The sequence below is a fragment of the Streptomyces sp. NPDC059009 genome (assembly GCF_042740175.1).
GTDB lineage: Bacteria > Actinomycetota > Actinomycetes > Streptomycetales > Streptomycetaceae > Streptomyces.
On sequence record NZ_JBHYJB010000058.1, the window covers coordinates 33,721 to 58,230 of the forward strand.

Sequence of the window (24,510 nt, forward strand, 5' to 3'; positions counted from 1 at the left end):
TTGACCTAGACCGAGGTCGAGCTCCTACGGTCCCAGCCATGGGAACACCGCAGCACAAGATCGGTTCGGGGTTCGGCGCCCGCAGCACCGCCGACGAGGTCCTGCACGGCATCGACCTCACGGGCAGGCTGGCCGTCGTCACCGGCGGCTACTCGGGCCTCGGCCTGGAGGTCACCCGAGCACTGGCCCGCGCGGGAGCACACGTCATGGTCCCGGCCCGCCGCCCCACGACGGCGCAGCAGGCGACCGCCACGATCCCCCGAACAGAGACAGCACCGCTCGACCTGGCCGACCTGTCGAGCGTCGAGCACTTCGCCCGCACCCTCCTGGCGACGGGCCGCACGATCGACCTGCTCATCGCCAACGCGGGCATCGCGACGTGCCCCGAGCGCCGGGTGGGCCCCGGCTGGGAGGCCCAGTTCGCCGTCAACCACCTCGGCCACTACGCCCTCGTCAACCACCTCCGGCCCGCGCTCGCCCCCGGCGCCCGCGTCGTCGCGGTCTCCTCCGCGGGCCACCAGCTCTCGGACATCCGCCGGCACGATCCCCACTTCACCGAGGGCTACGACAAGTGGCTCGCCTACGGCCAGGCGAAGACGGCCAACGCCCTCTTCGCCACACACCTCGACACCCTCGCCGCCCCCTCCGGCATCCACGCCTACTCCCTCCACCCCGGCGCCATCGTCACCCCGCTCCTGCGCCACCTCGACCGGGCGGACCTGATCGCCAAGGGCTGGATCGACGAAGCCGGAACGGTCATCCACCCCGACTTCAAGACCCCCGAACAGGGCGCGGCGACCACGGTCTGGGCGGCCACGTCCCCCCTCCTCGACGACCGGGGCGGCGCCTACTGCGAGGACTGCGACATCGCCGAACTCACCACCAGCGAAGAAGCATGGACAGGCGTACGCGCCTACGCCACGGACCCCATCGCGGCCGCCCGCCTCTGGTCCTTGTCGGCCGAACTCACGGGCGTGGACGCCTTCTCTGAGGGCTAGGACCTGTCCGGCGGATCTTGCCGCGGTCGCGGGCTGTGGCACGGCTCGGAATCATGCGGCCTGATCCGCCGGACAGGCCCTAGGCGGACACGGGTTCGCCGCCCGGGCCCGGAGGCTGGACCGGCGCCGACAGGGTGACGACGGATGCGGCGGTGGCGGGGCGGCGGGGGGCGGAGCATGGGGAGAGCTTCGGTGAAATCGCCTGGAACCGGTAAATGTCGGAAGAGCTAGCTGCTGGTTCGAGTCCCGGTCGCCGTCTCACTGGGCATGCCCACTGCGGTGGTCGAGGGCGGGGCGTGAGGTCGGACGCGCGTGCTCCGGGCGGCCGAGGCGCACAACAGCACCGCCACCACGGCTGACGTCGCGGCCAGCTGACCGCGGGCTCCCGGAGTGACGGCCATCAGGAGCAGGGCTCCGCAGATCGCCGCGAGAGCCAGCCACGACAGCAGGGGGAAGCCCCACATCCGTAGCCGCAGCAGGTGCGGAGAGTCCGCCTCCAAGCGGCGGCGCAGCACGATCTGGGAGGCGGCGATCGACAGCCAGACGAAGAGCATGGTCGCGCCGATCGTCTTGGCCAGGAAGGGGAACACCGTGTCGGGCCACCAGTAGGTGAGCAGCACGGCGACAAAGCCGAAGCCGGCGGAGACCAGGACCGCGCGGCACGGCGCGCCCCGCCGGGAAAGCGGTCGCAGACTTCGGGGGGCCTCGCCGCGCTGTGCGAGCGAATGGACCATTCGCGACGCCGTGTAGAGGTTCGCGTTCAGTGCCGAGAGCAGCGCGATCAGCACCACCACGTCCATGATCCCGGCCGCGGCGGGAACCCCGAGCCGGTCGAGGACCGAGGTGAACGGGCTGCGGTCCGCGCCGGTTTCGCCCCTTGGCAGCAGTGTCACGATGACCGCGACGCTCCCGATGAAGAAGACGAGGACGCGCCACACGGCGCTGCGCACCGCCTTCGCCACCGCGGCGGCCGGATCGTCCGACTCCGCCGCGGCGACGGTGACGACCTCCATGCCGCCGAAGCCGAACAGCACAGCGATGAACCCGGTGGCGACCGCGGCCCAGCCGTGCGGCAGAAACCCGCCGTCCCCGGTGAGATGAGCCAGGCCGGGGGCGGCCGTGCCCGGCAGCCCGCCCACGACGGCCACCGCGCCGACGGCCAGGAAGACCACGATCGCGGCCACCTTGATCCCGGCGAACCAGAACTCGAACTCCCCGAACACACCGACCGCCGTCAGGTTCACGGCGGTGAACAAGGCCATCACGGCGGTCATGAGAGCCCAGCGAGGCACGGCCGGGAGCCAGGCGTGCAGGCTCGCCGAGGCCGCGGTCGACTCCGCGGCGATGGCGATGCACAGGGTCCACCAGTGCAGCCAGCCCACGGTGAACCCGGCCCAGGGGCCGAACGCCTTCTCCGCGTACGAGGAGAAGGAGCCGCTGTCCGGCAGTGCCGCGGAGAGCTCCCCGAGCATCCGCATGATGAGCACCGTCAGACCGCCGGCGAAGGCGTAGGAGATCAGGATGCCGGGGCCCGCGTCGGCGATGCCGGTGCCGGATCCGACGAAGAGTCCGGAACCGATCACCCCGCCCAGGCCCAGCATCGTCAGATGCCGGGCCTTCAGCGTGCTGCCGCGCATCAGGACGTCTGTCCGGAGGCGGCAGGTTCACGGTCGGCGGCCGGTTCCCGGACCACGGCCGGTTCCTGGCCCACGGCCGCGGTCACCGCCGCGGGGCGCGGGCGCATCCGGTCACGGCGCGGCCTGCTCCAGCGCTTCATCGCGGGCTCTTCCACCCAGATGTTCAGGAGCCAGGCGAGGGCCAGGCTGACCGACAGCTCGAGCACGATGACGCCGACGCCCTGGAGGGCGGACAACTCCCGCCCCCTCACGACCAGTTCGAGAACCTCGGTGATCACCACGGCGTGGACGAGATAGAAAGCGAAGGACACCTCGCCGAGCCGGACCATGACCCGGCCGCGGAACAGCGACGGCCGGCCCCGCAGGTCGTCGGCCGCGACGGCCGGGATGAGCAGTGCGAGCGGGACGACGGTCGCGGCGTTGAGGCTGAACAGCCAGGGGACGTTGAGCGCCACGACGTAGCAGGCGATGAGGAGCAGGGTCACCGGCAGGACGCGGACGCCGATCCACCGCTCGGCCAGGACGATCCGGGCCATCAGGATGCCGAGGACGAACTCCAGCGTACGGACCGGCGGAAGCATGTAGACGACCCAGTACTGCCACTCGGACACCGGGTAGCCGTTGGGCATGACGCCGTCGGGCAGCCACAGGTACGCGACCGCAGGAACGAGCACGATGGCCGCGGTGACGGCACCCGCCCAGGCCCACAGGCACGCCGGGTCGATCTTCTTGATCCAGCGGAAGAGCAGCGGGAAGCACAGGTAGAAGAAGACCTCGCATGTCAGCGACCAGCTGGGCGGGTTGACGCTGAAGAAGCTGTCGGTGCGGGGTATCCAGGTGTGCACCAGGAAGAGGTTGGGGAGCCACTGCCGCCAGGTGGACGCAGCCGCGGCGAAGAGAATCATGGAGGCGGCGAACGTGACCAGGTGGTTGGGGTAGAGCTTCACCAGCCTGCGCCGCAGGAAGGCGCCGAGGGAGTCGCCCGGGCGGGCCGAGTAGGCCAGTACGAAGCCACTGAGGATGAAGAAGAAGGACACCCCCACCCAGCCGGCCTTGTCCAGTACGCGCTGGTAGCTCTCCGCGAGTTCGCCGTGGAAGGGGCTGAGGGCCGGGGCGCTGGTCAGCGACGTGTGGAACAGGAAGACCAGCAGCGCTGCGATGAACCGCATCCCGGTGAGCGAGGGCAGCCGGGACAGTTGGGTCTTGCCGGACATGAGACGAGGAGTTCCGATCGGGTTTGAACGAGCGGTCAGCGGGGGTGGCCCCCGCTGACCGCGGTCTTGCGGGGTCTGTCGAACAGCCGGACAGCCCCTAGATGTTGGTGCCGCCGTCGACGGCGAAGATCCCGCCGGTGGTGAATCCGGCGTCGGGCCCCGCCAGGTAGGAGACCAGGGCGGCGACTTCCGTCGTGGTGCCGAGACGGCCGACCTTGGTCCGGGACCGGAAGCCCTCGACGAGCTGCGGGTCGGTCGGCGTCATGTCGGTCCGGATCGGGCCGGGGGCCACGAGGTTCGCCGTGATGCCGCGCTCGCCGAGCTCGAGGGCCACCCCCTTGGTGAAGCCGTTGAGCGCCGACTTGCTCATCGCGTAGAGAGTCTGCGCCTGCCCCGTGACCCGGTCGCCCTGGCAGCTGCCGATGGTGACGATGCGCCCGCCCTCTCCCAGGTGCCCGGCGGCGGCCTGCGTGGCGGCGAACACGGACCGCACATTGACCGCGATGATCTCGTCGAACTGCGCGACAGTCAGGGCCTCGAGCGGCCCGCCGGACCAGGTCCCGGCGTTGTTGACCAGGATGTCGAGCCGCCCCAGCTCTGCCACGGTGCGCTCCACCGCCGCCCGGGAGGCCGCCGGGTCCGCGGCGTCGGCCTGGACGGCGAGGGCGCGCCGTCCCAGTGCCTCGATGTCCGCGACCACGTCCCGGGCCGGTTCCGCACCCCGGACGTAGGTCAGCGCGACGTCCGCCCCGTCGGCGGCGAGTCGACGGGCGGTCTCCGCACCGATGCCCCGGCTGCCGCCCGTGACGAGGGCGACCTTCCCGGCCAGGGGGAGGCTTCGGCCGGGTGTGACGCTGTTGCTTGACATAGGGGTTCAGTGCCTTTCGGAGAGTTCGGCGGGTGTGGAGAGTTCGGTGGGTTCGGAGAGGGGGAGCGGGGCGTTCTCGGGCGTCGCCGCCGCCGGGCGCCGCAGCAGGTCGGGCACCAGGGTGAGGAAGCCCGCGAGGGCCAGGCCGAGGCCGATCCACAGGGGGGAGCGCAGTCCGCCGCCCTGGCTGATTCCGAGCCCGCCGGCCCAGGAGCCGATCATGATGCCGAGGGTGATCACGGCGGTGTGGACGGTGTTGACCAGGGGGCGGCCGTTGGCGGTACGCACCACCCGGGTCGCAAGGGCCGGGTTCATGGTGATCCCCACGAGACCGATGCCGATCAGGGATGCGACGGCCACGACACCACTGCCCGCGCCGATGGCGAAGACCGTGAGGAAGACGGCGAGCGCGAGGACTCCGACGGCGAGTACGGCGAGGGTGAATCGGTCGGCGAGCCGCCCGACGACGAAGTTGCCGAGGACGGTCGCCGCTCCGTAGCCGACGAGCAGCAGCGGAACCGTACCGGCCGAGAACCCCGAGACGTCGGTCAGGATCGGCGTCAAATAGCTGAACGCGGCGAAGGTCGCCCCGATGACCAGCAGGCTGGTGGCGTACACGGCCCACAGGCGGCCGCTGCGGAACGCGGTCAACTCCTCGCGCACACCGAAGACTTCCGGCCGTGGAGAGGCGGGGATCAGCAGGTAGGTGATGAGCGCGGCCAGCGCCGCGAGGGCGGCCACGGCCCAGAAGCTCGCCCGCCAGCCGAAGTTGCTGCCGATCAGGGAGGCGGCGGGCAGCCCGAGGACTGTGCCGACCATCATGCCGCCGAGCACGATCGACATGGCCCTGCCCCGCAGTTCGGGGCCCACGACCTCGGCGCAGAGCGCGAGCGCCACGCCGTAGAAAGCGGATGCGGCGACTCCGGTGATGAGCCGGGCCACCACCATGACCTCGTAGCCGGGGGCGGTGGCGCCGAGAACCTGGCCGACGAGGAAGACCCCGAAGAGCAACAGGAGCGCCCGGCGGCGGGGCATTTTGAGGAGGCCGAGTGTCATGAGCGGGCCGCCTATCGTCATCGCCGCCGCATACACGGAGATGAGATAGCCGATCTGTGCGACCGAAACCCCGAGATCACCCGCGAGTTCGGCCATGAGTCCGGCCACCATGAATTCACTGGTGACTTGGGAGAATATTCCAAGGCCCAGTACATAGACTGCCAACGGCATGGGTGAGCCAATTTCCTTTTCAGAGCGAGTGATTCGGGGCTATTTCTCGCCTCAAGCCTGTCGAGCGGATCCTTGATAGGCGTCGGCCTGGAAGAGCTGATAACGCTCGCCGACCGCGCTCACGTATGCGAGATCCTCAAGTTCCGGTGCGGGTGGCGGAGTTCCCGGTACGGCCTGCTTTCCAGCCTCGAGGAAGAATCGATCCACACCGGACGGAGTGAAGAGCAGCAATTGGCGTGCCGTGTGGACGCCCGGATTGCGGAACTTGTGGGCGGTTCCCTTCGGGACGAACACGAAGTCCCCGACGCCGACCTGATGTGTCTCGCCGTCCGCGGTGATCTCCAGCTCGCCGGCGAGCAGATAGAACGCCTCGTCGGCATCGGCGTGGACGTGCAGCGGCGGACCGCCGCCCGGCGGTACGGACGCCTCCATGAAGGTGAGCGAGCCGCCGGACTCCTCGTGGCGCAGCTTGACGGTGTAGGCGTCGCCGCTGAGCCAGGTCGACGGTCCTTCACCGGCCCGGACGTGGATGACCTTGCGGGGAGTTGCGTGGTCGGACACTGAATCTCCTGGTGCGTACTGGGATCGGCCCGGACGCTGCGGCCCGGGTGGGGGATCAGATGAAGGGGCTGCGCGGGTCGCCGCCGAGCAGCAGCTCACCGGCGGTCCGCAGCACCGAGTCCTGTGCGACGGCGTGCTGGCACATGGTGTTGGCGTCCCGCAGCCACCGGTCGAGCGGCGACTTCTTGCGGTATACCGAGGCGCCGCCGACCAGATCGAAGAGCGAGTGCACGATCCGGCGCCCGGTACGGAATGCGTGGTAGCGAGCGAGCGCGGTGGTCGCCCGATGCTCGCGGGCCCCCTCACCGCCGAGCTCCAGGGCCGCCCACTGGGCCTCCAGGCTGGAGTACACCCCGGCCCGCGCCGCGGCCAGCTCCATCTCCGCCTGTGCGAGGGCCGACTGCACCCGGGCGTCCGCGACCCACGGTGTACCGGTCTCCCGGTCGACCCGGGTGGCGGCCAGGCCGCGGACGTGGTCCAGCGCGGCCCGGGCCATGCCGAGCGGAACTCCCGCCATCTTCCGCAGGATGGCGTCCTGGGAGTCGTGCAGCGGCCCCTTGCGGTGCGGGGCGGCGAAGGAGAACGAGTGCTCCTCGGGCACGAACAGATCGGTGACGCTGTAGTCCCGGCTGCCGCTGCCCGCGAGACCCGTGGTGAACCAGGTGTCGTGGATCTCGTACTGGTCGGGCCGGGCCAGCATCACCCGCCACTGGCGCGCCTCGCCGGTGACCGGGTCCGGCTCCGGCTCGCCGTCCCGGTGGACGACGCAGCCGGCCGCGAGGACGTCGCAATGCGTGGAGCCGCTGCCGAACCGCCACTGGCCGGAGACCCGGTAGCCGCCCGGCACGCGCTCCGCGCGGCCCTGGGGATGGATCCAACCGGCATTGGCCATGTCGAGCCGTGGGTACAGCTCCCGGGCCACGCCCTCCTCCAGGTAACCGGAGTAGATGCCGGAATCCATGCCGATCATGGCGCACCAAGCCGCGGAGACATCGCCGGTGGCGAGCGTCTCGACCAGTTCGGTCTGCTCCATGGAGGTCAGCTCGGGGCCGCCCCACGCGGCGGGCATGGCGGCGCGGAACACGCCTGACTCACGCAGCAGCGCCACGGTGGCGGCGGGCAGGTGCCGGTTCTCCTCGATCGCGGCCGACTGCTCGCGCAGTACCGGCACGGCCTGCCGGGCGTGCGCCAGGATGTCCGCCGCCGAGCTGGGGACGCTCGTCGGGGCGGGGGTGTCGATGATGGTCATGGGTGGTTCCTGAGAGGGTCGGCGGTCCGGCGGACCGGGTGGGGCGGAGGGGGTGTCGCACGAGGGCGGAGTGGGCACTCAGGCGTAGCGGCCCGGGGCGATGACCTGGTTCGGGTCGAGCTGTTGCTTGAGCCGCCGCACGAACGCCCGGCCGGAGTCGTCGGGCGAGAGCCGGTCGACCCATGCCTGGTGGTCGGAGTCCAGGCGATAGGGGATGAAGCCTGCTTCGGCGAACAGTGCGTAGGTGCGGTCGAGTGCGCGGTGGGCGCGCTCGGCTGCCTCCCTGGTACGCGGGAAGCGGAAGGAGACCACGAGGTCGATGACGTCCGGGTCCAGGGCGTTGATGGTGGACCCGGCCCGGGCCCCGGTCTCGGCGTGCACCTGATCGAGCAGGGCCAGCGCGTGGCTGACCGAGGACCCGTCGAACGGGACGAGCGGCAGGAAGAACAGCCAGCCGCCGCCCTCGCTGTCCACCAGGTCGGCGGACCGGCCCACCGCGGACTTGAGCATCGTGTCGTTGTGCGAGGGGTCTCCGGAGTACGCGGACTCCACCACGCGCGCGACCAGGTCGTCCGGCGCCACCGGCTCGACCTCGTTGCGTACGACCCGCGTGAACAGGCCGCTGGCGTGGGCCTCTTGGACGAGCAGGTCGGCCATGGCCGCCGTGGAGGCGGGCGTGCCGTCGACGCACACGTGCGCCAAGTACTCGGCGCCCGCGCCACCGTAGGACTCCGTGGACACGGCGTCGTACACCTTGAGCACCCCGGAGACCAGGCCCTGGGCGGTCCAGCGGCGCAGCTCGTCGAGGGCCGCGGTCAGGTTCTCCTGGCCGAAGCTGAGGCGCAGGACGCGCTGGGCCTCGGGCCGGGGCAGCAGGCGCACCGTGGCGGCGGTGACGACGCCGAGGTTCGACTGGGTGAACAGGGAGAGCGGGGCGGGACCGAGGCCGTGGGCGTTCACCGGGGTCCGGCGGCCGGGCTCCGGCCACCAGCCGGTGCGGATCAGCTCCCCGTCCGGCAGTACGACCTCCAGGCCCACCAGGTCCAGGGTGCGCTGGCGGCGCAGGCCGACGCCGCGGTCGACGGCGTTGCCGAGGACGCTCGTGTGTCCGGAGGACGCGGTGACGTTGAGCATGCGCTCGGTGCCGGACAGGAGGGTGGCGAGTTCGAGTTGGGTGACGCCGGGCTCGACCACGGCCCAGCCGTCCGAGGTGTTCAGGTCGCGCACCCGGTCGAGGCCACCGAGGTCCAGGGTCACGGCGCCGTCCATGGCGGGTTCGCGCGAGCCGAGACCCCAGTTGCGGCCGGTGCTGACCACGTGCAGGCCGGGCGCTTCGGCGCGGCCCGCGAAGGCCCTGACGACGTCCTGGACCTGTGCCACGGTGCCGGGACGGATCACACCGAGAACGTCACGCGGCCGGAACATGCTGACGTTGACCCCCGGGGCCAGCGGCACAGAGCCGTCCGGGGCGGCGAACCGGACCCGGTCCTCGCCCACGGCCTGGATCACCGTGTCGATCAGGTCACGCAGACCGGGGCTGCTGGTGACGGGGGCTTCGGAGGGGACGGCGGACATCGGGCACACCTCACGGGAGGAAGAGACGGACGAAGGAGATGGAGCGAGGGAAGAAGCGAACGAGCGGGTCAGTGCGTGCCGGTCGTCGCGAGGGCGGGCATGCCGGCGAGTTCGCCCTGGTGGAACAGCAGGGGCGCGGAGCTGTCTGCCGGGGCCACGACCCGTTCGACTCTGCCGAGGAACAGACTGTGGTCGCCGACGGGGTAGGTGGCTTCCACGGAGCAGCTGAGCGTGGCGAGCGCGCCGGGCAGGACAGTGCAGTCCGTGCCGTTCCGGTTCATGGCCTGCAGGTGGTCCGTGAGCCCGGCGCCGGTCGGCTTCGTCCGCGAGGCGAAGAGCCGGGCGAGCTCTGCCTGTTCACCGGCGAGCAGGTTCACGGTGAACTCCTCGGTCCGCTCCAGGACCGGCCGCGCCCGGGCGTGGTCGAGGACGCTGACGAGGATCCGTGGTGGCTCGAGGGACACGGACATCAGTGCGTTGATCGTCATCGCCACCGCTTCGTCGCCCCGCCCCGTGCTCAGGAGTGCCACTCCGGTGGGAAAGCGGCGCATCACCGAACGGAGATCAGCGGTGGTCTCGGTGGACAGGAGCCCATGGCTCACTGCGGTCCCCCCATAGGAAAGATTACGTAGACAAGTGGGAGATCAAGCAATTCGCAGCAGCTCCACTTCGGTGGGCATCAGCGAATCCCGGGGATATTCAAGGCTGTTGCGAAATGTGATCCGCCAGGCTTGATCGACCTCGCCGCCAACTTTTCTCCGACACCACCGTTTTGGCAAGGCAAGACATGTACGGGGTATGTTCGGAGCGCGTTCGATACGAGCGGAACGCCGCTCACCTGTGATGACGGCTACATCTGCATGATGAGACAGAGGGGGGAAGTCCATGGCGAACTCCGTCAGGACTCCAGAGGAATGGCAGTCGGTCTCTTCGCGAGAGTTTGTGGAGCGATTGCGTGAGGTCAAGGACAGATCCGGGTTCGCTTACCGGGAATTGGAGAGACGGGCTGCCGAAAACGGGGACGTGCTGCCGCACAGCACGCTGGCGTCCGCGCTGAAGCGGGAGAGCCTGCCGCGCAGGGAAGTCGTCGAGTCGTTCGTCCGGGCCTGCGGCCGCGACCCGGAAGAGGTCGACGCGTGGGTGCGCGAGCGGGACCGGCTGGCCCGCGGTGAGCAGTATCCGCAGGGCTCGGCGGAGCCGCGCGGGCACGGCGGCGCGGTGGAGAGTGTCGCACCGGACAGACAGCGCCGCGTGGTGGGCTGGCGGGGGAGCCTCGTGGGGGTCGTGATCGGAACGGCGGTCACCTCCTTTGGCTGGTGGCTGGCCTCCGACGTACCGGACTCCGCTGTACCGGACTCCGCACCGAGCCGGTGCGAAGCCTCGTTCCCCGCTTCCTGAACACCCTTGCCGCGACGGACCGTTGGGGTTCCGCACGGCCCCGTTTCGGCAGTACGTCAGGAGCCGTGCCACCCCTCAGTGAGCGAGGGGTGGCACGGCGTTCGGGTGGGCCGACTCAACGTCCGCTGGGCACACGGTCCTTGGCGGCGTCACCGGACGACGCGACCACGTCCGAAGCTCCCGCGGCGGCAGGCTTCTTGAGGGCGAGGGCCAGCACCGCCCCGGCGATCAGCGTCGCCCCGGCGATCAGCCCGGCGAGCCGGAGGCCGTCGACGGTGGAGGCGGCGGTGGGGCCCGAACCCCCGTCGACCAGCGTGGAGTTGGCGATGGCGACCAGGATCGCCAGACCCACCGCGCCACCGACCTGCTGCGCGGTGGACGCCAGCGCCGACGCGACGCCCTGCTCGTTCGGCGCGACACCGGAACCGGCGGCCGCGAAGGCTGCGACGAAGGTCGCGCCACCGCCGATGCCCCAGATGACGATGCCCGGCAGGACCGCCCAGTAGGACCCGTTCACGCTCATACCGAGGCCGGTGGCTCCGATGCCCACGCCGTTGACGGCCAGCGCGAGGGCGAGGGTGGCACGCATGCCCCAGCGGGCGATCAGCGGGGCGGCGAGCTTTCCGGCCCCCAGCATGGACAGCAGGGTCAGCGGCAGGAACGCGATGCCGGCCTTGAGCGGGCTGTAGCCGAGGACGGGCTGTACGTACGTGGTGAAGAAGTAGTAGCCGCCGGCAAGCGCGGCCTGGAAGACGAAGATGATCGCCATGGCCACCACGAGGCTGCGGTTGCGCAGCATCCGCAGCGGCATCAGCGGGTCACGGCTGCGTCCCTCGACGAGCAGGAACGCGATCAGCAGCACGGCACCGAGCGCGAGCGCACCGGCGCTGCGCGGCGCGCTCCAGCCGACCTCGGGGCCGGTGGCCAGGCCGAAGACAAGAGCGGAGACGCCCACGGTGACCAGCAGGGCACCAGGTATGTCGAAGCCGCCGCGATGGCCCGAGCGCTGGGGCGCGTCGGCGGGGAGCAGCTTCGGCGCGAGCAGCGCGGCACCAGCCGCGAGCGGGACGTTGACGTAGAAGACCCACTCCCAGCCGAGGCCGTCGGTCAGGACGCCGCCGAGCAGCGCGCCCGCGGAGAGACCGGAGCTGCCCGCCATGCCCCAGACGGCGAGGGCACGGTTGCGCTCGGCGCCTTCCGTGAAGTTGGTGGCGATCAGGGCGAGTACCGCGGGGAAGAGGAGGGCGCCGCCGATGCCCTGGACGGCGCGCGCGGCGAGCAGGACGCCCTGGTCCGTCGTGAGTCCGCCGATGAGGGAGGAGACGGCGTAGCAGGAGAGGCCGACCATGAACAGGCGGCGTCCGCCCATGCGGTCGACGGCCCGTCCGCCGAGCAGCAGTAGCCCGCCGAAGGCCACCGCGTAGGCGCTGACGACCCACTGCAGCGATTGCGTGGAGAAGCCGACCGCGTTGCCGATGTCGGGGAGCGCGACGTACACGATGTTGTAGTCGATGGTGATGATGAACTGCGCGAAGGCGAGCAGAGCCAGCCGGGCCCCGGAGCCGGTGCGCGGCGAGTTGAGTGGTGCAGTCACGGGCGAGCCTTACTGGAAGAGAGAGCGCCGTACGTTTACAGAACACTGTTCTGGTTTCGAACGGGACTAAAACATCGAGCGCTGTACGCTGTCAACATGGGCACTACGACGAAGCAGGCAGAGCAGCTGCAACCGGTGGGCCGACGGGCCAGGCTCAGAGCGGAGACGGTGCGCGACATCAAGGCGATCGCGCTCAAGCACCTCGAGGAGGGCGGCGCCTCGTCCATCACGCTGCGGGGCATCGCCCGCGAGATGGGCATGACGCCCAGCGCGCTCTACAGCTACTACGACACCCGCAACGACCTCCTCGCCGCCCTCATCGAGGACTTCTGCACCAAGACGGCCGACGCCCAGGAGGCAGCGCTCGCCAAGGTCCCCGCAAGTGATCCGGCGGGCCGGGTCCTCGCGGTCGGCGAGGCGTTCCGCGAGGAGGCCATCAGTAACCCCGCCGGCTTCTGCCTCGTGTACGGCGAACCGCTGAAGGGGTACGAGCCCGCGGACGGCGGCGTCCTGGCCAAGGCCGACCGCCGCTCCTGCCTGCTGCTCCTCGGCCTGGTCGACGGCGCCTGGGACCACGTGCCGCAGGAGGTGTCGGGCGCCGACGTCGCGTGGTCGGACTTCCACCCCGAGTTCGCCGACCTGGCCCGTGAGTCCTTCCCGCACCTGCCGCCCAGCGCACTCGCCGCCGGACTCCGCGTCTGGGGCCGCATGTACGGCCTGGTGGCCCTCGAGGTCTTCGGCCGCCTCAACCAGGAGACGCGCGACCCCCGGGGCCTCTACCGCAGCGAACTGCTCGACCTGATCAGGTCACTCGGCCTGCGCCGGACGACCTGACCGGCGCACGTTCGATACGTACCGAACGCGCCCGGGTCGCATCTCGTACACGCATCGCCTTGCCAAGGCATGGAGCCTGCTCAAGAGTTGCGTCGGGCAGTCGCCCAACCACCCCGTGAGAGATGCAAGTTGTGCAGCGATGAACAGCCAAACCGCCGTGGACGTGCGGCACATCACCAACGAAGACCTGCCCCAATGGGTCCGCGCCTGGAGCACCGGATACCTCCATCAAGTCGATGAGGACGCCGTGTCGGTCCTGCGCCATGCCCTGGCGCGGGACCAGGTCATCGGTGCGTTCGACAAGGACCGCTGCGTCGGCACGTACCGCAGCTCCGCCCAGGAGCTGACGGTGCCCGGCGGAGCCCACCTGCCGGTCGCGGCGGTCTCCAAGGTGTCCGTCGCGGGCACCCACCGACGGCGCGGCCTGCTCAGCAGGATGCTGGACATGGACCTGCGGGACGCGGTCGCCCGTCAGGTCCCGGCCGTCGTCCTCGACGCCGCGCAGTACCCGATCTACGGTCGCTTCGGCTTCGGCCCCGCGACGACGATGGCCTGGTATGAGATCGACGTGCACCGTGCGGCCCTGGACCGCCGCCACACCGCGGACCTCGACGGCGTCGAGATCGTCGACGCCGCGGAGTACTTCAAGCGCGCTCCGGACGTGTATGAGCGCTTCCGCGCCACACAACCCGGCGCCCTGCGCCGCCCCGAGGACTGGTGGCGGGACGCGACCGACCGGCGGGAGCACCAGGGAACGGCCCAGGCCGAGCCCTTCTACGCCCTGTACACCGACCCGGGCACCGGCAGGACCGACGGCCTGCTCTGCTTCACGGCGGAGGAGACCTGGGGATCGATGCTCCCTCAGACTCCGCTGCGCACCACGGACTTCGTCACCCTGACCTCCGCGGCGGAACGCGCCCTGCTCCGTTACGCGGTCACCGTCGACTGGGCGAGCACTGTGCACCTGCCCTACCGCGCGCCCGACACCCTCGCACCCCTGTGGCTCGGCGACCCACGGGCCGCGCGCCTCACCGCGTTGAGCGACTACATGTGGCTGCGCATCCTGGATGTGGCGCACACCTTGTCCGCGCGCACGTATCCGGCCGAGGGCACCCTGGTACTGGAGGTCGACGACCCCGCGGGCCACGCTCAGGGCCGCTGGCTGCTCGACGGCGGCCCGGACAGCTCGTCATGCGCCCCCACCACGCGCCGCCCCGACATCCGCCTGACCGTCCAGGCCCTGGGCTCCCTCTACCTCGGTGACGAGTCCGCCTCCAGGCTGGCGTCCCTGGGGCAAGTCGAGGAGCTCCGCACCGGCGCGCTGTGCCGCACCGACGTCATGTTCCGCACGGGCCGCCGCCCCTGGTCCCCCCGAGCGGCACTCATGACCCGCCCTGGCCAGGCGGGACCGGGCCATTAGCGCCACGTTCCAGGGGCCATGGGCGCATGTCGGAGCGGCTGGACCACTGGTCCTCACCGCCGAGGGCATGGCGCACCATCAGCACGGAGCGCCGGTTCCTCACGCCGTCGTCCTGTGGCCCAGACTCGTGGCCGAGATCACTCCCTCTTTGCCCGCGTAGATCCTGAGCAGCGTCCGCCTGAGTCGGAAGTGCGGCAGGGCGAAGCGGCAGAAGTTGCCGAGTCTGAGGCCGAGTTGGACCTCACCTGGTGGAAATTCTCCCGCGAGTTCATGACGTGTCGGAGGTGTGTTGCGAACACCGAGAGACAATGAGAAAGGGCGAGAGTCAGTGAGACTGACTCTCGCCCTCTTCAATCGGCATCCACCCTGGTCAGCGCTTGATTTCCGCTGATCCTCGGCGAGTGCCCCCGGCAGGATTCGAACCTGCGCACACGGCTCCGGAGGCCGTTGCTCTATCCCCTGAGCTACGGGGGCGTGTCATCCGCGGCGGGCGCGGCGACGGGTAGAACCCTACCAGCTCCCACGGGCTCTCCATGAACAGGTATTTCCGCACCCGCGGGGGTCCGGCCCGACCCCGCCGCAGCCCCCGCACGGGGCGGAACCCCGCCGCCGCCCGAGCCCCCGCGCGGGGCGGAAGTGGGGAAAACCCGGACGCGGCGGTGGGCACGCACCTACTCTCGAGTTGTGTCAGGCGTGTCCGGCCGCGTGCTTGTTGTGGACGACAACAAGGTCATTCGGCAACTGATCAGGGTCAACCTCGAGCTGGAGGGCTTCGAGGTCGTGACCGCGGCCGATGGTGCCGAGTGCCTGGACGTCATCCACCAAGTGCGGCCCGACGTGGTCACGCTCGATGTGGTGATGCCCCGGCTCGACGGCCTGCGGACCGCGGCGCGGCTGCGTGCCGACGCGCGGACGGCCGCCGTCCCCGTCGTCATCGTCAGCGCCTGCACCCAGTACGAGGTGGAGAGCGGCCTCGACGTCGGCGTGGACGCCTTCGTGGCCAAGCCCTTCGAGCCCACCGAACTCGTGCGGACCGTACGGCAGTTGAGGGAGCGGGCCGCGGGCGGGACGGCGGCCGGATCGGGTGTCGACCCGCTGGAGCCCAGGGACCGGACCGGCGAGACCGAGCGCGCCGGGCGCACCCGCGGCTGACCGCTCGACGTGGACGGGCGGGTCCGCACAGCCCCGGGCGGCCCCGCAATCGGGAAACCGGGTCGCGGTCGGTCCCCCCTCCTCCCATACCCTTGCCCCATGACCCCCGTCGAGCTCTCCCGTACCGTGCTGCGCGCCATGCGCCGCGCGGTGGACGCGGGTGAGCTGCGCGGCGACGTGCCCGAGCGCGTCCTGGTGGAGCGGCCGCGGGCCGGGGGGCACGGGGACTATGCGACGAACCTGGCCCTGCAGGTGGCGCGGGACGCCGGGAAGCCCCCGCTGAGCGTCGCCGAGATCCTCTCCGCCCGGCTCCGCCAGGAGCCCGGCATCGGCGACGTCGGGATCACCGGCCCCGGGTTCCTCAACATCACCCTCGAAGCCGCCGGAGACCCCAGAGGCCCCAGAGACCTCGGAGGCAGTGGTTCCCAGGGGGGCGAAGGGTCCGCCTCGGGCGCCGAAGCCGCCGTCGTCCGCGACATCCTCCAGCAAGGGCCGCACTACGGCCACGTCCACCCCGCCGAGGCGGCAGGCGGCCCCGAGCAGCGCCTCGTCCAGCTCCACACCCCGCACGAGCCCCGCGCCCTCGTCCTCGCCGACGCCCTGCGCCGCATCCTCCGCTCCCAGGGCGCCCTCGTCCGCGTCAGCTGCGACGCCGCCCCCGAGCCCGCCTGGGTGGAGGTGCTCGGGGTGCACGCCGATGGGTACGGGGTCCCGCCCGCCGAGGACCGGATCGCTGTTCTCCGGCCCGTGCCCGTCCGCCCGGCGGACCACGCCGAACTGCTGCGGCTCGGCGCCGACGCCGCCCGCTGGGCCCTGCTGCACCCGGCCGCCCACGACCGGCCCCGCGTCGACGGCTCCCACCTGGTGCAGGGCGAGGCCAACCCGCTCTTCCGCGTCCGGTACGCCCACGCCCGCACCCGCGCCCTCCTCCGCAACGCGGCCGACCTCGGTCTCGAGGCCGAGCCCGGTGACGTAAGGATGGAAAGGGCGGAGGCGGCGGAGCGGGCCGCGCCCCTGCGTACGCTCCTCGAAGCCCTCGCGGACTACCCCCGCACCCTGGCCGCCGCCGACCGCCGGCACGCACCCGACCGGCTCGCGCGGTATCTCGTCGACACCTCCGACGCCTTCCTGGCCTGCCAGCACACGGCCCTGCCGCTCGGTGACGAGAAACCCTCGGCCGCCCACCGGTCCCGGCTCGCCCTCGCCGAAGCCACCGGGACGGTGCTCGCCGGTGGCCTGTCCCTGCTCGGCATCAGCGCCCCTGAGTACTTGTGAGACGTGAGAGAGACGACTGAGACATGAGCCGTTCCGCACACCCCGCAGGCCCCCGCCACGCCGACGTCCTGCCCGAGGGCCACTACAGTGCCCCGCCCACCGACCTGAACGCCCTCGACCCGAAGGTCTGGTCCCGCACCGTGACCCGGGGCGCCGACGGCGCCGTGTCCGTCGGCGGGATCGAAGTGACGCGCCTCGCCGAGGAGTTCGGCACCCCCGCGTACTTCCTCGACGAGGACGACTTCCGCACCCGCTGCCGCGCCTGGCGGGACGCCTTCGGGCCCGACGCCGACGTCTTCTACGCCGGGAAGGCGTTCCTCTCCCGCGCCGTCGTGAAGTGGCTGCACGAGGAGGGGCTCAACCTCGACGTGTGCTCGGGCGGCGAGCTCGCCACCGCCCTCGCCGCCGGGATGCCCGCCGAGCGCATCGCCTTCCACGGCAACAACAAGTCGCAGGAAGAGATCGAGCGGGCGATCGAGGCCGGGGTCGGCCGCATCGTGCTCGACTCCTTCCAGGAGATCGTCCGCGTCGCGCACACCGCCGAGCGCCTCGGCAAGCGGCAGCCCGTGCAGATCCGCGTGACCGTGGGCGTGGAGGCACACACCCACGAGTTCATCGCCACCGCCCATGAGGATCAGAAGTTCGGGATCGCGCTCGCCGGCGGGCAGGCCGCCGAGGCCGTGCGCCGCGCGCTGAAGCTCGACGGGCTCGAACTCATCGGGATCCACTCGCACATCGGCTCGCAGATCTTCGACATGGCCGGGTTCGAGGTCTCCGCCCGCCGCGTCGTGCAGCTGCTCGCCGAGGTGCGCGACGAGCACGGCGTGGAGCTCCCCGAGATCGACCTCGGCGGCGGCCTCGGCATCGCGTACACGAGCGACGACGACCCGCGCGAGCCGCACGAGATCGCCAAGGCGCTGGGCGAGATCGTGGCCCGCGAGTGCGAGGCGGCGAAGCTGCGCATGCCGCGCATCTCCGTCGAGCCGGGCCGCGCCATCGTCGGGCCGACCGCCTTCACGCTGTACGAGGTCGGCACCATCAAGCCGCTGGAGGGCCTGCGGACCTATGTGTCCGTGGACGGCGGCATGTCGGACAACATCCGCACCGCGCTCTACGACGCCGAGTACAGCGTCGCCCTGGTCTCCCGGACCTCGGACGCGGAGCCGATGCTCGCCCGCGTCGTGGGCAAGCACTGCGAGAGCGGCGACATCGTGGTACGGGACGCGTTCCTGCCCGCCGACGTGGCGCCCGGTGACCTCATCGCGGTGCCCGCGACCGGCGCGTACTGCCGCTCCATGGCCAGCAACTACAACCACTCCCTGCGCCCCCCGGTCGTCGCCGTGCGCGACGGTCAGGCGCGGGTCGTCGTCCGGCGCGAGACGGAGGAAGATCTCCTGCGTCTCGATGTCGGCTAATGAAATATACGTCTCACGATCCGGACAAGGGCTAGAAAGTCCGTTCCGGTGGGTGAGACTTAACCCGTCGTAAGTAGTAGAAGGAAACGAGGTCGCATGATGCGTACGCGTCCACTGAAGGTGGCGCTGCTGGGCTGTGGGGTAGTCGGCTCAGAGGTGGCGCGCATCATGACGACGCACGCCGATGACCTCACGGCGCGCATCGGCGCCCCGGTCGAGCTGGCCGGGGTGGCCGTCCGCCGCCCCTCGAAGGTGCGGGAGGGCATCGACCCCGCCCTCGTCACCACCGACGCCACGGCGCTCGTCAAACGCGGCGACATCGACGTCGTCGTCGAGGTCATCGGCGGCATCGAGCCCGCCCGCACGCTCATCACCACCGCCTTCGAGCACGGCGCCTCGGTCGTCTCCGCGAACAAGGCGCTCCTCGCCCAGGACGGCGCGGCCCTGCACGCCGCCGCCGCCGAGCACGGCCGCGACCTGTACTACGAGGCCGCCGTCGCCGGCGCCATCCCGCTCATCCGGCCGCTGCGCGAGTCCCTCGCCGGCGACAAGGTCAACCGCGTCCTCGGCATCGTGAACGGGACGACGAACTTCATCCTCGACGCCATGGACACGACGGGGGCGGGCTACCAGGAGGCCCTCGACGAGGCCACCGCGCTCGGCTACGCGGAGGCCGACCCGACCGCCGACGTCGAGGGCTTCGACGCCGCCGCCAAGGCCGCCATCCTGGCCGGCATCGGCTTCCACACCCGGGTGCGTCTGGACGACGTGCACCGCGAGGGCATGACCGAGGTGACCGCCGCCGACTTCGCGTCCGCGAAGCGCATGGGCTGCACCATCAAGCTGCTCGCCATCTGCGAGCGGGCCGCCGACGGGGGCTCCGTGACCGCCCGCGTCCACCCCGCGATGATCCCGCTCAGCCACCCGCTGGCCTCGGTGCGCGGAGCGTACAACGCCGTCTTCGTCGAGGCGGAGGCCGCCGGGCAGCTCATGTTCTACGGCCCCGGCGCGGGCGGCTCGCCCACCGCGTCCGCGGTCCTCGGCGACCTCGTCGCCGTCTGCCGCAACAAGCTCGCCGAGGCCACGGGGCCCGGCGACTCCGCGTACACCCAGCTGCCCGTCGGCTCCATGGGCGAGGTCGTCACGCGCTACCACATCAGCCTCGACGTGGCCGACAAGCCGGGCGTGCTCGCCCAGGTGGCGACGGTCTTCGCGGAGCACGGCGTATCCATCGATACGGTCCGCCAGTCGGGCAAGGACGGCGAGGCGTCCCTCGTCGTCGTCACCCACCGCGCGCCCGACGCCGCCCTCAGCGGCACCGTCGACGCGCTGCGGAACCTCGACACCGTGCGTGGTGTCGCCAGCATCATGCGGGTTGAAGGAGAGTAACCAGCAATGACCCACCAGTGGCGCGGAATCATCGAGGAGTACCGGGACCGCCTCCCGGTCTCGGACACCACGCAGGTCGTCACGCTCGGCGAGGGCGGCACGCCGCTCGTGCCCGCGCAGGTGCTCTCCGAGCGCACCGGCTGCGAGGTCCACCTCAAGGTCGAGGGCGCCAACCCGACCGGGTCCTTCAAGGACCGCGGCATGACGATGGCGATCACGAAGGCCAAGGAGGAGGGCGCCAAGGCCGTCATCTGCGCCTCCACCGGCAACACCTCGGCCTCGGCCGCCGCCTATGCCGTACGCGCGGGCATGGTCTGCGCCGTCCTGGTGCCCCAGGGCAAGATCGCGCTCGGCAAGATGGGCCAGGCGCTGGTCTACGGCTCGAAGATCCTCCAGGTCGACGGCAACTTCGACGACTGCCTGAACCTGGCCCGCGGCCTCTCCGAGAACTACCCGGTGGCGCTGGTCAATTCGGTCAACCCGTTCCGCATCGAGGGCCAGAAGACCGCCTCGTTCGAGATCGTCGACGCGCTCGGCGACGCCCCGGACATCCACGTCCTGCCGGTGGGCAACGCCGGGAACATCACGGCCTATTGGAAGGGCTACAAGGAGTACGCGGCGGACTCGGTCTCCACGCGCACGCCGCGCATGTGGGGCTTCCAGGCGTCCGGCTCCGCGCCCCTCGTCCGCGGTGAAGTGGTCAAGGACCCCTCGACCATCGCCACCGCGATTCGCATCGGCAACCCCGCGTCGTGGGACTTCGCGCTCTCCGCGCGCGACGAGTCGGGCGGCTTCATCGACGAGGTGACGGACCGTGAGATCCTGCGCGCCTACAAGCTGTTGGCGTCCCAGGAGGGTGTCTTCGTGGAGCCCGCGTCGGCCGCTTCGGTCGCCGGTCTGCTGAAGGCCGCCGAGCAGGGCAAGGTCGACAAGGGCCAGAAGATCGTGTGCACGGTCACCGGCAACGGCCTCAAGGACCCGGACTGGGCGGTCGCGGGCGCCCCGCAGCCCGTCACGGTCCCGGTCGACGCGGCCGCCGCGGCCGAGCGCCTCGGCCTGGCATAACCTTCCTCGACGGGGGCACTACGCCCCGGAACCTCAAGCTCCATCCGGCGGCCGTCCGTTGGGGGTGCACAGGGGGCTCGCGACACGCATCGTGCGCCTCCTGTGCGCCCTATGTCGCCACAGAACCTTCCTTCGATAGGCTGTACCGAACCCGTCCCGCCGCATATGCCGCGGGACTGCCGCCGCCCAGGGCCTTCGGGCGATGTCGTTCATCCGGCACGTCGGTGGCACGTCCCACACATCACGCAGTTCAAGGAGAGTCATCGAGCGATGGCCGGTCCCGCGTTCCGCGCCGCCGCCGTCCGGGTGCGCACCCCCGCCACCAGCGCCAACCTCGGCCCGGGCTTCGACGCCCTCGGCCTGTCGCTGGGGCTGTACGACGACGTGGTCGTCCGGGTGGCCGACTCCGGCCTGAACATCGACATCGCAGGCGAGGGCGGCGAGACGCTCCCGCGCGACGAGTCGCATCTGCTCGTGCGCTCCCTGCGCACGGCCTTCGACCTCCTCGGCGGTCAGCCGCGCGGACTGGAAATCGTCTGCGCCAACCGCATTCCGCACGGCCGCGGCCTCGGCTCCTCGTCCGCCGCCATCTGCGCGGGCATCGTCGCCGCGCGCGCCGTGACGATAGGGGGCGACGCCCGGCTCGACGACGCCGCGCTGCTCGAGCTCGCCACCGAGATCGAGGGACACCCCGACAATGTCGCGGCCTGTCTGCTCGGTGGATTCACGCTCTCCTGGATGGACGGGGGAGCGGCGCGTGCGATCAGGATGGACCCCGTCGATTCCATCGTTCCGGTGGTTTTCGTACCGGGGAAGCCGGTGCTCACCGAGACCGCCCGCGGGCTGCTCCCGCGCACCGTCCCGCACGTGGACGCGGCGGTCAACGCGGGCCGTGCGGCCCTGCTCGTCGAGGCCCTGACCAGGCGCCCCGAGCTGCTGCTGCCCGCCACCGAGGACCGGCTGCACCAGGAATACCGCGCTCCCGCGATGCCGGAGAGCGCCGCCCTGGTGGAGCGGCTCCGCGCGGACGGCGTCCCCGCGGTGATCTCCGGCGCCGGACCCACGGTCCTCGCGCTGGTCGACGACAGTGCGGCCGACAAGGTCGCACGGCTTGCGGGCGAGGGCTGGGCGGCCAACCGTCTCGCCCTTGATTCCGCGGGGGCGAGCGTGCTGCCGCTTGCGCCCTGACGCAGTGATGTCCGGTAGGTCGCCGGATTTCGAGAGGGGGAATGTTTGTTGGATCCGGTAGTGTTAACCTCAAGTCTGCACCCGACCCATCCATGGCGAGGTGCTTCGTGTCCCCGTCCGGGACAACCATCCTTCCGGGAGCCTCCCAAACTGCTCTGTGCCCCGCACTGAGCGGTGCCGAGCACGCTCCGGAACCGGCGTGACCGAGCCGGGTGACACAGCTCCTTTGTGGCATCGCATCGGGAATCGCCATCACCAGTGAATTCTTCCGCCGCGTTGGCGGACCACCGCCCCGGCACGGTCCACACAGCAAGGACCGCCGGACAGCACAACCGGTCGCCGAGCCAGAAGGCCGACGTCCGCTCCAGGGAAGGACCCTTCGTGAGCGACACCACCGATCTGATGGGCGTGACTGCCGACACGCCCGCCACGGACGCCTCTGCGGCGCCTGCCACCGGTGCTTCGGCCGGGTCCCGGCGGCGCCGCGGCACCGGCCTTGAGGGCATGGTGCTGGCGGAGCTGCAGCAGGTCGCATCGGGCCTTGGCATCAGGGGCACCGCGCGGATGCGCAAGAGCCAGCTGATCGAGGTCATCAAGGAGGCGCAGGCCGGGGGAGGGGCCCCGGCGAAGGCCGCCGACGCCGCCGCCGAGACCAAGCCGAAGCGCAGGGCCACCTCGAAGGCCCGCACCGGCGAGGCCGCCGCCGACCAGGCGGAGAAGGCCGGCAAGGGCGACAGCGGTGACAAGGCCGCGAAGGCGGGCGGCGCCGACAAGAGCGAGGCCGAGAAGGCCACCTCGAAGGCCGCGGGCCAGCAGCAGATCGACATCCCGGGCCAGCCCGCGAGCGACGACAAGGGCACGGGCGACCGCCGCCGGCGCCGGGCCACCGCCGACGCGGGCAGCCCGGAGACCGTCACCGCCGAGGCGAAGGGCGAGGCCAAGGCCGACGCGCAGCCCGAGGGGAAGAACAACGACGGCTCCGGGGACGGCAACACGGAGGGCCGCCAGGGCCGCCGCGACCGTCAGGGCCGTGGCCGCGACCGTGACCGCCGCGGCAACAAGGGCGACGACCAGCAGGGCGGCAACCGCCAGCAGCAGGGCGGCCGTCAGGACCGCCAGGACCGCCAGCGCGACAACGGCCCGCAGGACGACGACGACTTCGAGGGTGGCCGCCGCGGCCGCCGCGGTCGTTACCGGGACCGTCGTGGCCGCCGCGGCCGCGACGACTTCGGCAACGAGCCGCAGGTCTCCGAGGACGACGTCCTGATCCCCGTCGCGGGCATCCTGGACATCCTCGACAACTACGCGTTCATCCGTACGTCGGGCTACCTCCCCGGTCCCAACGACGTGTACGTCTCCCTCGCCCAGGTCCGCAAGAACGGTCTGCGCAAGGGCGATCACGTCACCGGTGCAGTGCGTCAGCCCAAGGACGGCGAGCGCCGCGAGAAGTTCAACGCGCTCGTGCGCCTCGACTCCGTCAACGGCATGGCGCCCGAATCCGGGCGCGGGCGGCCGGAGTTCAACAAGCTGACGCCGCTCTACCCGCAGGACCGGCTCCGTCTGGAGACCGACCCGGGCGTGCTCACCACCCGCATCATCGACCTCGTCTCGCCCATCGGTAAGGGCCAGCGCGGTCTGATCGTGGCCCCGCCGAAGACCGGCAAGACCATGATCATGCAGGCGGTCGCCAACGCGATCACGCACAACAACCCCGAGTGCCACCTGATGGTCGTCCTTGTCGACGAGCGTCCGGAAGAGGTCACCGACATGCAGAGGTCGGTGAAGGGCGAGGTCATCTCCTCGACCTTCGACCGTCCCGCCGAGGACCACACGACGGTCGCCGAGCTCGCCATCGAGCGTGCCAAGCGCCTCGTCGAGCTCGGTCACGACGTCGTCGTCCTGCTGGACTCCATCACCCGCCTCGGCCGTGCGTACAACCTCGCGGCCCCGGCCTCCGGGCGCATCCTGTCCGGTGGTGTGGACTCCACCGCCCTGTACCCCCCGAAGCGCTTCTTCGGCGCCGCGCGCAACATCGAGGACGGCGGCTCGCTGACCATCCTCGCGACCGCGCTCGTCGACACCGGCTCCCGCATGGACGAGGTGATCTTCGAGGAGTTCAAGGGCACCGGCAACATGGAGCTCAAGCTCGACCGGAAGCTCGCCGACAAGCGCATCTTCCCGGCGGTGGACGTGGACGCGTCCGGCACCCGTAAGGAAGAGATCCTGCTCGGCAGCGACGAGCTGTCCATCGTCTGGAAGCTGCGCCGGGTGCTGCACGCGCTCGACCAGCAGCAGGCGATCGAGCTCCTTCTGGACAAGATGAAGCAGACGAAGTCCAACGCGGAGTTCCTGCTGCAGATCCAGAAGACGACGCCGACGCCGGGCAACGGCAACGACTGACCGTCGTAAGGCAGCTCGTACAGCAGCGCCGAGGGCCGCCCCCGTCACACC

General features: G+C 71.0%; 20 protein-coding genes and 1 tRNA gene. 11 read left to right on the forward strand and 10 right to left on the reverse strand.

What is annotated here, in order from left to right; translation table 11 throughout:
* Positions 1-38: 38 nt before the first annotated feature.
* Positions 39-998: an SDR family NAD(P)-dependent oxidoreductase gene (locus ACFWYM_RS40190; protein WP_384849049.1), complete on the forward strand. Its 960-nt coding sequence runs from the start codon at positions 39-41 to the stop codon at positions 996-998.
* 227 nt (positions 999-1,225) lie between these two features.
* On the opposite strand, the gene ACFWYM_RS40195 is transcribed toward ACFWYM_RS40190, so the two are convergent.
* The 8 genes from ACFWYM_RS40195 to ACFWYM_RS40230 all read right to left on the reverse strand — a co-directional run bounded on the left by ACFWYM_RS40195 (position 1,226) and on the right by ACFWYM_RS40230 (position 9,931).
* Entirely contained in the window at positions 1,226-2,635 is a 1,410-nt protein-coding gene (locus tag ACFWYM_RS40195) for an amino acid permease (RefSeq protein WP_384849052.1), read from the reverse strand.
* Positions 2,635-3,849: an acyltransferase family protein gene (locus ACFWYM_RS40200; protein ID WP_384849054.1), complete on the reverse strand. Its 1,215-nt coding sequence runs from the start codon at positions 3,847-3,849 to the stop codon at positions 2,635-2,637. The genes ACFWYM_RS40195 and ACFWYM_RS40200 overlap by 1 nt, the downstream gene beginning before the upstream one ends.
* Positions 3,850-3,946: 97 nt before the next feature.
* Positions 3,947-4,717, reverse strand: a complete 771-nt coding sequence (locus tag ACFWYM_RS40205; protein ID WP_384849057.1) for an SDR family NAD(P)-dependent oxidoreductase — start codon at positions 4,715-4,717, stop codon at positions 3,947-3,949.
* Between the two features lie 6 nt (positions 4,718-4,723).
* A complete protein-coding gene (locus tag ACFWYM_RS40210) occupies positions 4,724-5,944 on the reverse strand; it encodes an MFS transporter (protein WP_384849060.1) in 1,221 nt (406 codons plus the stop codon).
* Positions 5,945-5,995: 51 nt separating this feature from the next.
* Complete coding sequence (locus ACFWYM_RS40215; RefSeq protein WP_384849063.1) at positions 5,996-6,505, reverse strand: cupin domain-containing protein; 510 nt, start codon at positions 6,503-6,505, stop codon at positions 5,996-5,998.
* Positions 6,506-6,560: 55 nt separating this feature from the next.
* Positions 6,561-7,754, reverse strand: coding sequence for an acyl-CoA dehydrogenase family protein (locus ACFWYM_RS40220; RefSeq protein WP_384849066.1), 1,194 nt, complete (start codon positions 7,752-7,754; stop codon positions 6,561-6,563).
* A gap of 78 nt (positions 7,755-7,832) precedes the next feature.
* The gene (locus tag ACFWYM_RS40225; protein ID WP_384849069.1) at positions 7,833-9,329 is read right to left on the reverse strand and encodes an FAD-binding oxidoreductase; all 1,497 of its coding nucleotides are present in this window, start codon (positions 9,327-9,329) and stop codon (positions 7,833-7,835) included.
* A 68-nt stretch (positions 9,330-9,397) separates the two neighbouring features.
* A complete protein-coding gene (locus ACFWYM_RS40230; RefSeq protein WP_384849072.1) occupies positions 9,398-9,931 on the reverse strand; it encodes a flavin reductase family protein in 534 nt (177 codons plus the stop codon).
* Between the two features lie 283 nt (positions 9,932-10,214).
* On the opposite strand from ACFWYM_RS40230, the gene ACFWYM_RS40235 reads away from it, so the two are divergent.
* On the forward strand, positions 10,215-10,727 hold the full coding sequence (locus tag ACFWYM_RS40235) for a helix-turn-helix domain-containing protein (RefSeq protein WP_384849075.1): 513 nt from the start codon (positions 10,215-10,217) through the stop codon (positions 10,725-10,727).
* Positions 10,728-10,842: 115 nt separating this feature from the next.
* Here ACFWYM_RS40235 and ACFWYM_RS40240 read toward each other — a convergent pair whose 3' ends face one another.
* Positions 10,843-12,321, reverse strand: coding sequence for an MFS transporter (locus tag ACFWYM_RS40240; protein ID WP_384849078.1), 1,479 nt, complete (start codon positions 12,319-12,321; stop codon positions 10,843-10,845).
* Between the two features lie 96 nt (positions 12,322-12,417).
* Between ACFWYM_RS40240 and ACFWYM_RS40245 the strand changes: the two genes are divergently transcribed.
* Positions 12,418-13,155, forward strand: coding sequence for a TetR/AcrR family transcriptional regulator (locus ACFWYM_RS40245; RefSeq protein WP_384849081.1), 738 nt, complete (start codon positions 12,418-12,420; stop codon positions 13,153-13,155).
* Between the two features lie 139 nt (positions 13,156-13,294).
* Positions 13,295-14,575, forward strand: coding sequence for a GNAT family N-acetyltransferase (locus ACFWYM_RS40250; RefSeq protein WP_384849084.1), 1,281 nt, complete (start codon positions 13,295-13,297; stop codon positions 14,573-14,575).
* Between the two features lie 402 nt (positions 14,576-14,977).
* Here the strand turns inward: ACFWYM_RS40250 and ACFWYM_RS40255 are convergent.
* Positions 14,978-15,049 (reverse strand) — tRNA-Arg (locus ACFWYM_RS40255).
* A gap of 162 nt (positions 15,050-15,211) precedes the next feature.
* On the opposite strand from ACFWYM_RS40255, the gene ACFWYM_RS40260 reads away from it, so the two are divergent.
* The 7 genes from ACFWYM_RS40260 to rho all read left to right on the forward strand — a co-directional run bounded on the left by ACFWYM_RS40260 (position 15,212) and on the right by rho (position 24,459).
* Positions 15,212-15,727, forward strand: coding sequence for a response regulator (locus ACFWYM_RS40260; RefSeq protein ID WP_384849087.1), 516 nt, complete (start codon positions 15,212-15,214; stop codon positions 15,725-15,727).
* 99 nt (positions 15,728-15,826) lie between these two features.
* Positions 15,827-17,002 (forward strand): ArgS-related anticodon-binding protein NrtL, encoded by a 1,176-nt coding sequence (gene nrtL / locus ACFWYM_RS40265; RefSeq protein ID WP_384849089.1) that lies wholly within the window; start codon positions 15,827-15,829, stop codon positions 17,000-17,002.
* 23 nt (positions 17,003-17,025) lie between these two features.
* Positions 17,026-18,417, forward strand: a complete 1,392-nt coding sequence (gene lysA / locus ACFWYM_RS40270; RefSeq protein ID WP_384849092.1) for a diaminopimelate decarboxylase — start codon at positions 17,026-17,028, stop codon at positions 18,415-18,417.
* Positions 18,418-18,516: 99 nt separating this feature from the next.
* On the forward strand, positions 18,517-19,806 hold the full coding sequence (locus tag ACFWYM_RS40275) for a homoserine dehydrogenase (RefSeq protein ID WP_384849109.1): 1,290 nt from the start codon (positions 18,517-18,519) through the stop codon (positions 19,804-19,806).
* A gap of 6 nt (positions 19,807-19,812) precedes the next feature.
* Entirely contained in the window at positions 19,813-20,871 is a 1,059-nt protein-coding gene (gene thrC, locus ACFWYM_RS40280; RefSeq protein WP_384849095.1) for a threonine synthase, read from the forward strand.
* Positions 20,872-21,141: 270 nt separating this feature from the next.
* The gene (gene thrB / locus ACFWYM_RS40285; RefSeq protein WP_384849097.1) at positions 21,142-22,059 is read left to right on the forward strand and encodes a homoserine kinase; all 918 of its coding nucleotides are present in this window, start codon (positions 21,142-21,144) and stop codon (positions 22,057-22,059) included.
* A 381-nt stretch (positions 22,060-22,440) separates the two neighbouring features.
* A complete protein-coding gene (gene rho, locus ACFWYM_RS40290; RefSeq protein ID WP_384849100.1) occupies positions 22,441-24,459 on the forward strand; it encodes a transcription termination factor Rho in 2,019 nt (672 codons plus the stop codon).
* Positions 24,460-24,510 lie beyond the last annotated feature (51 nt).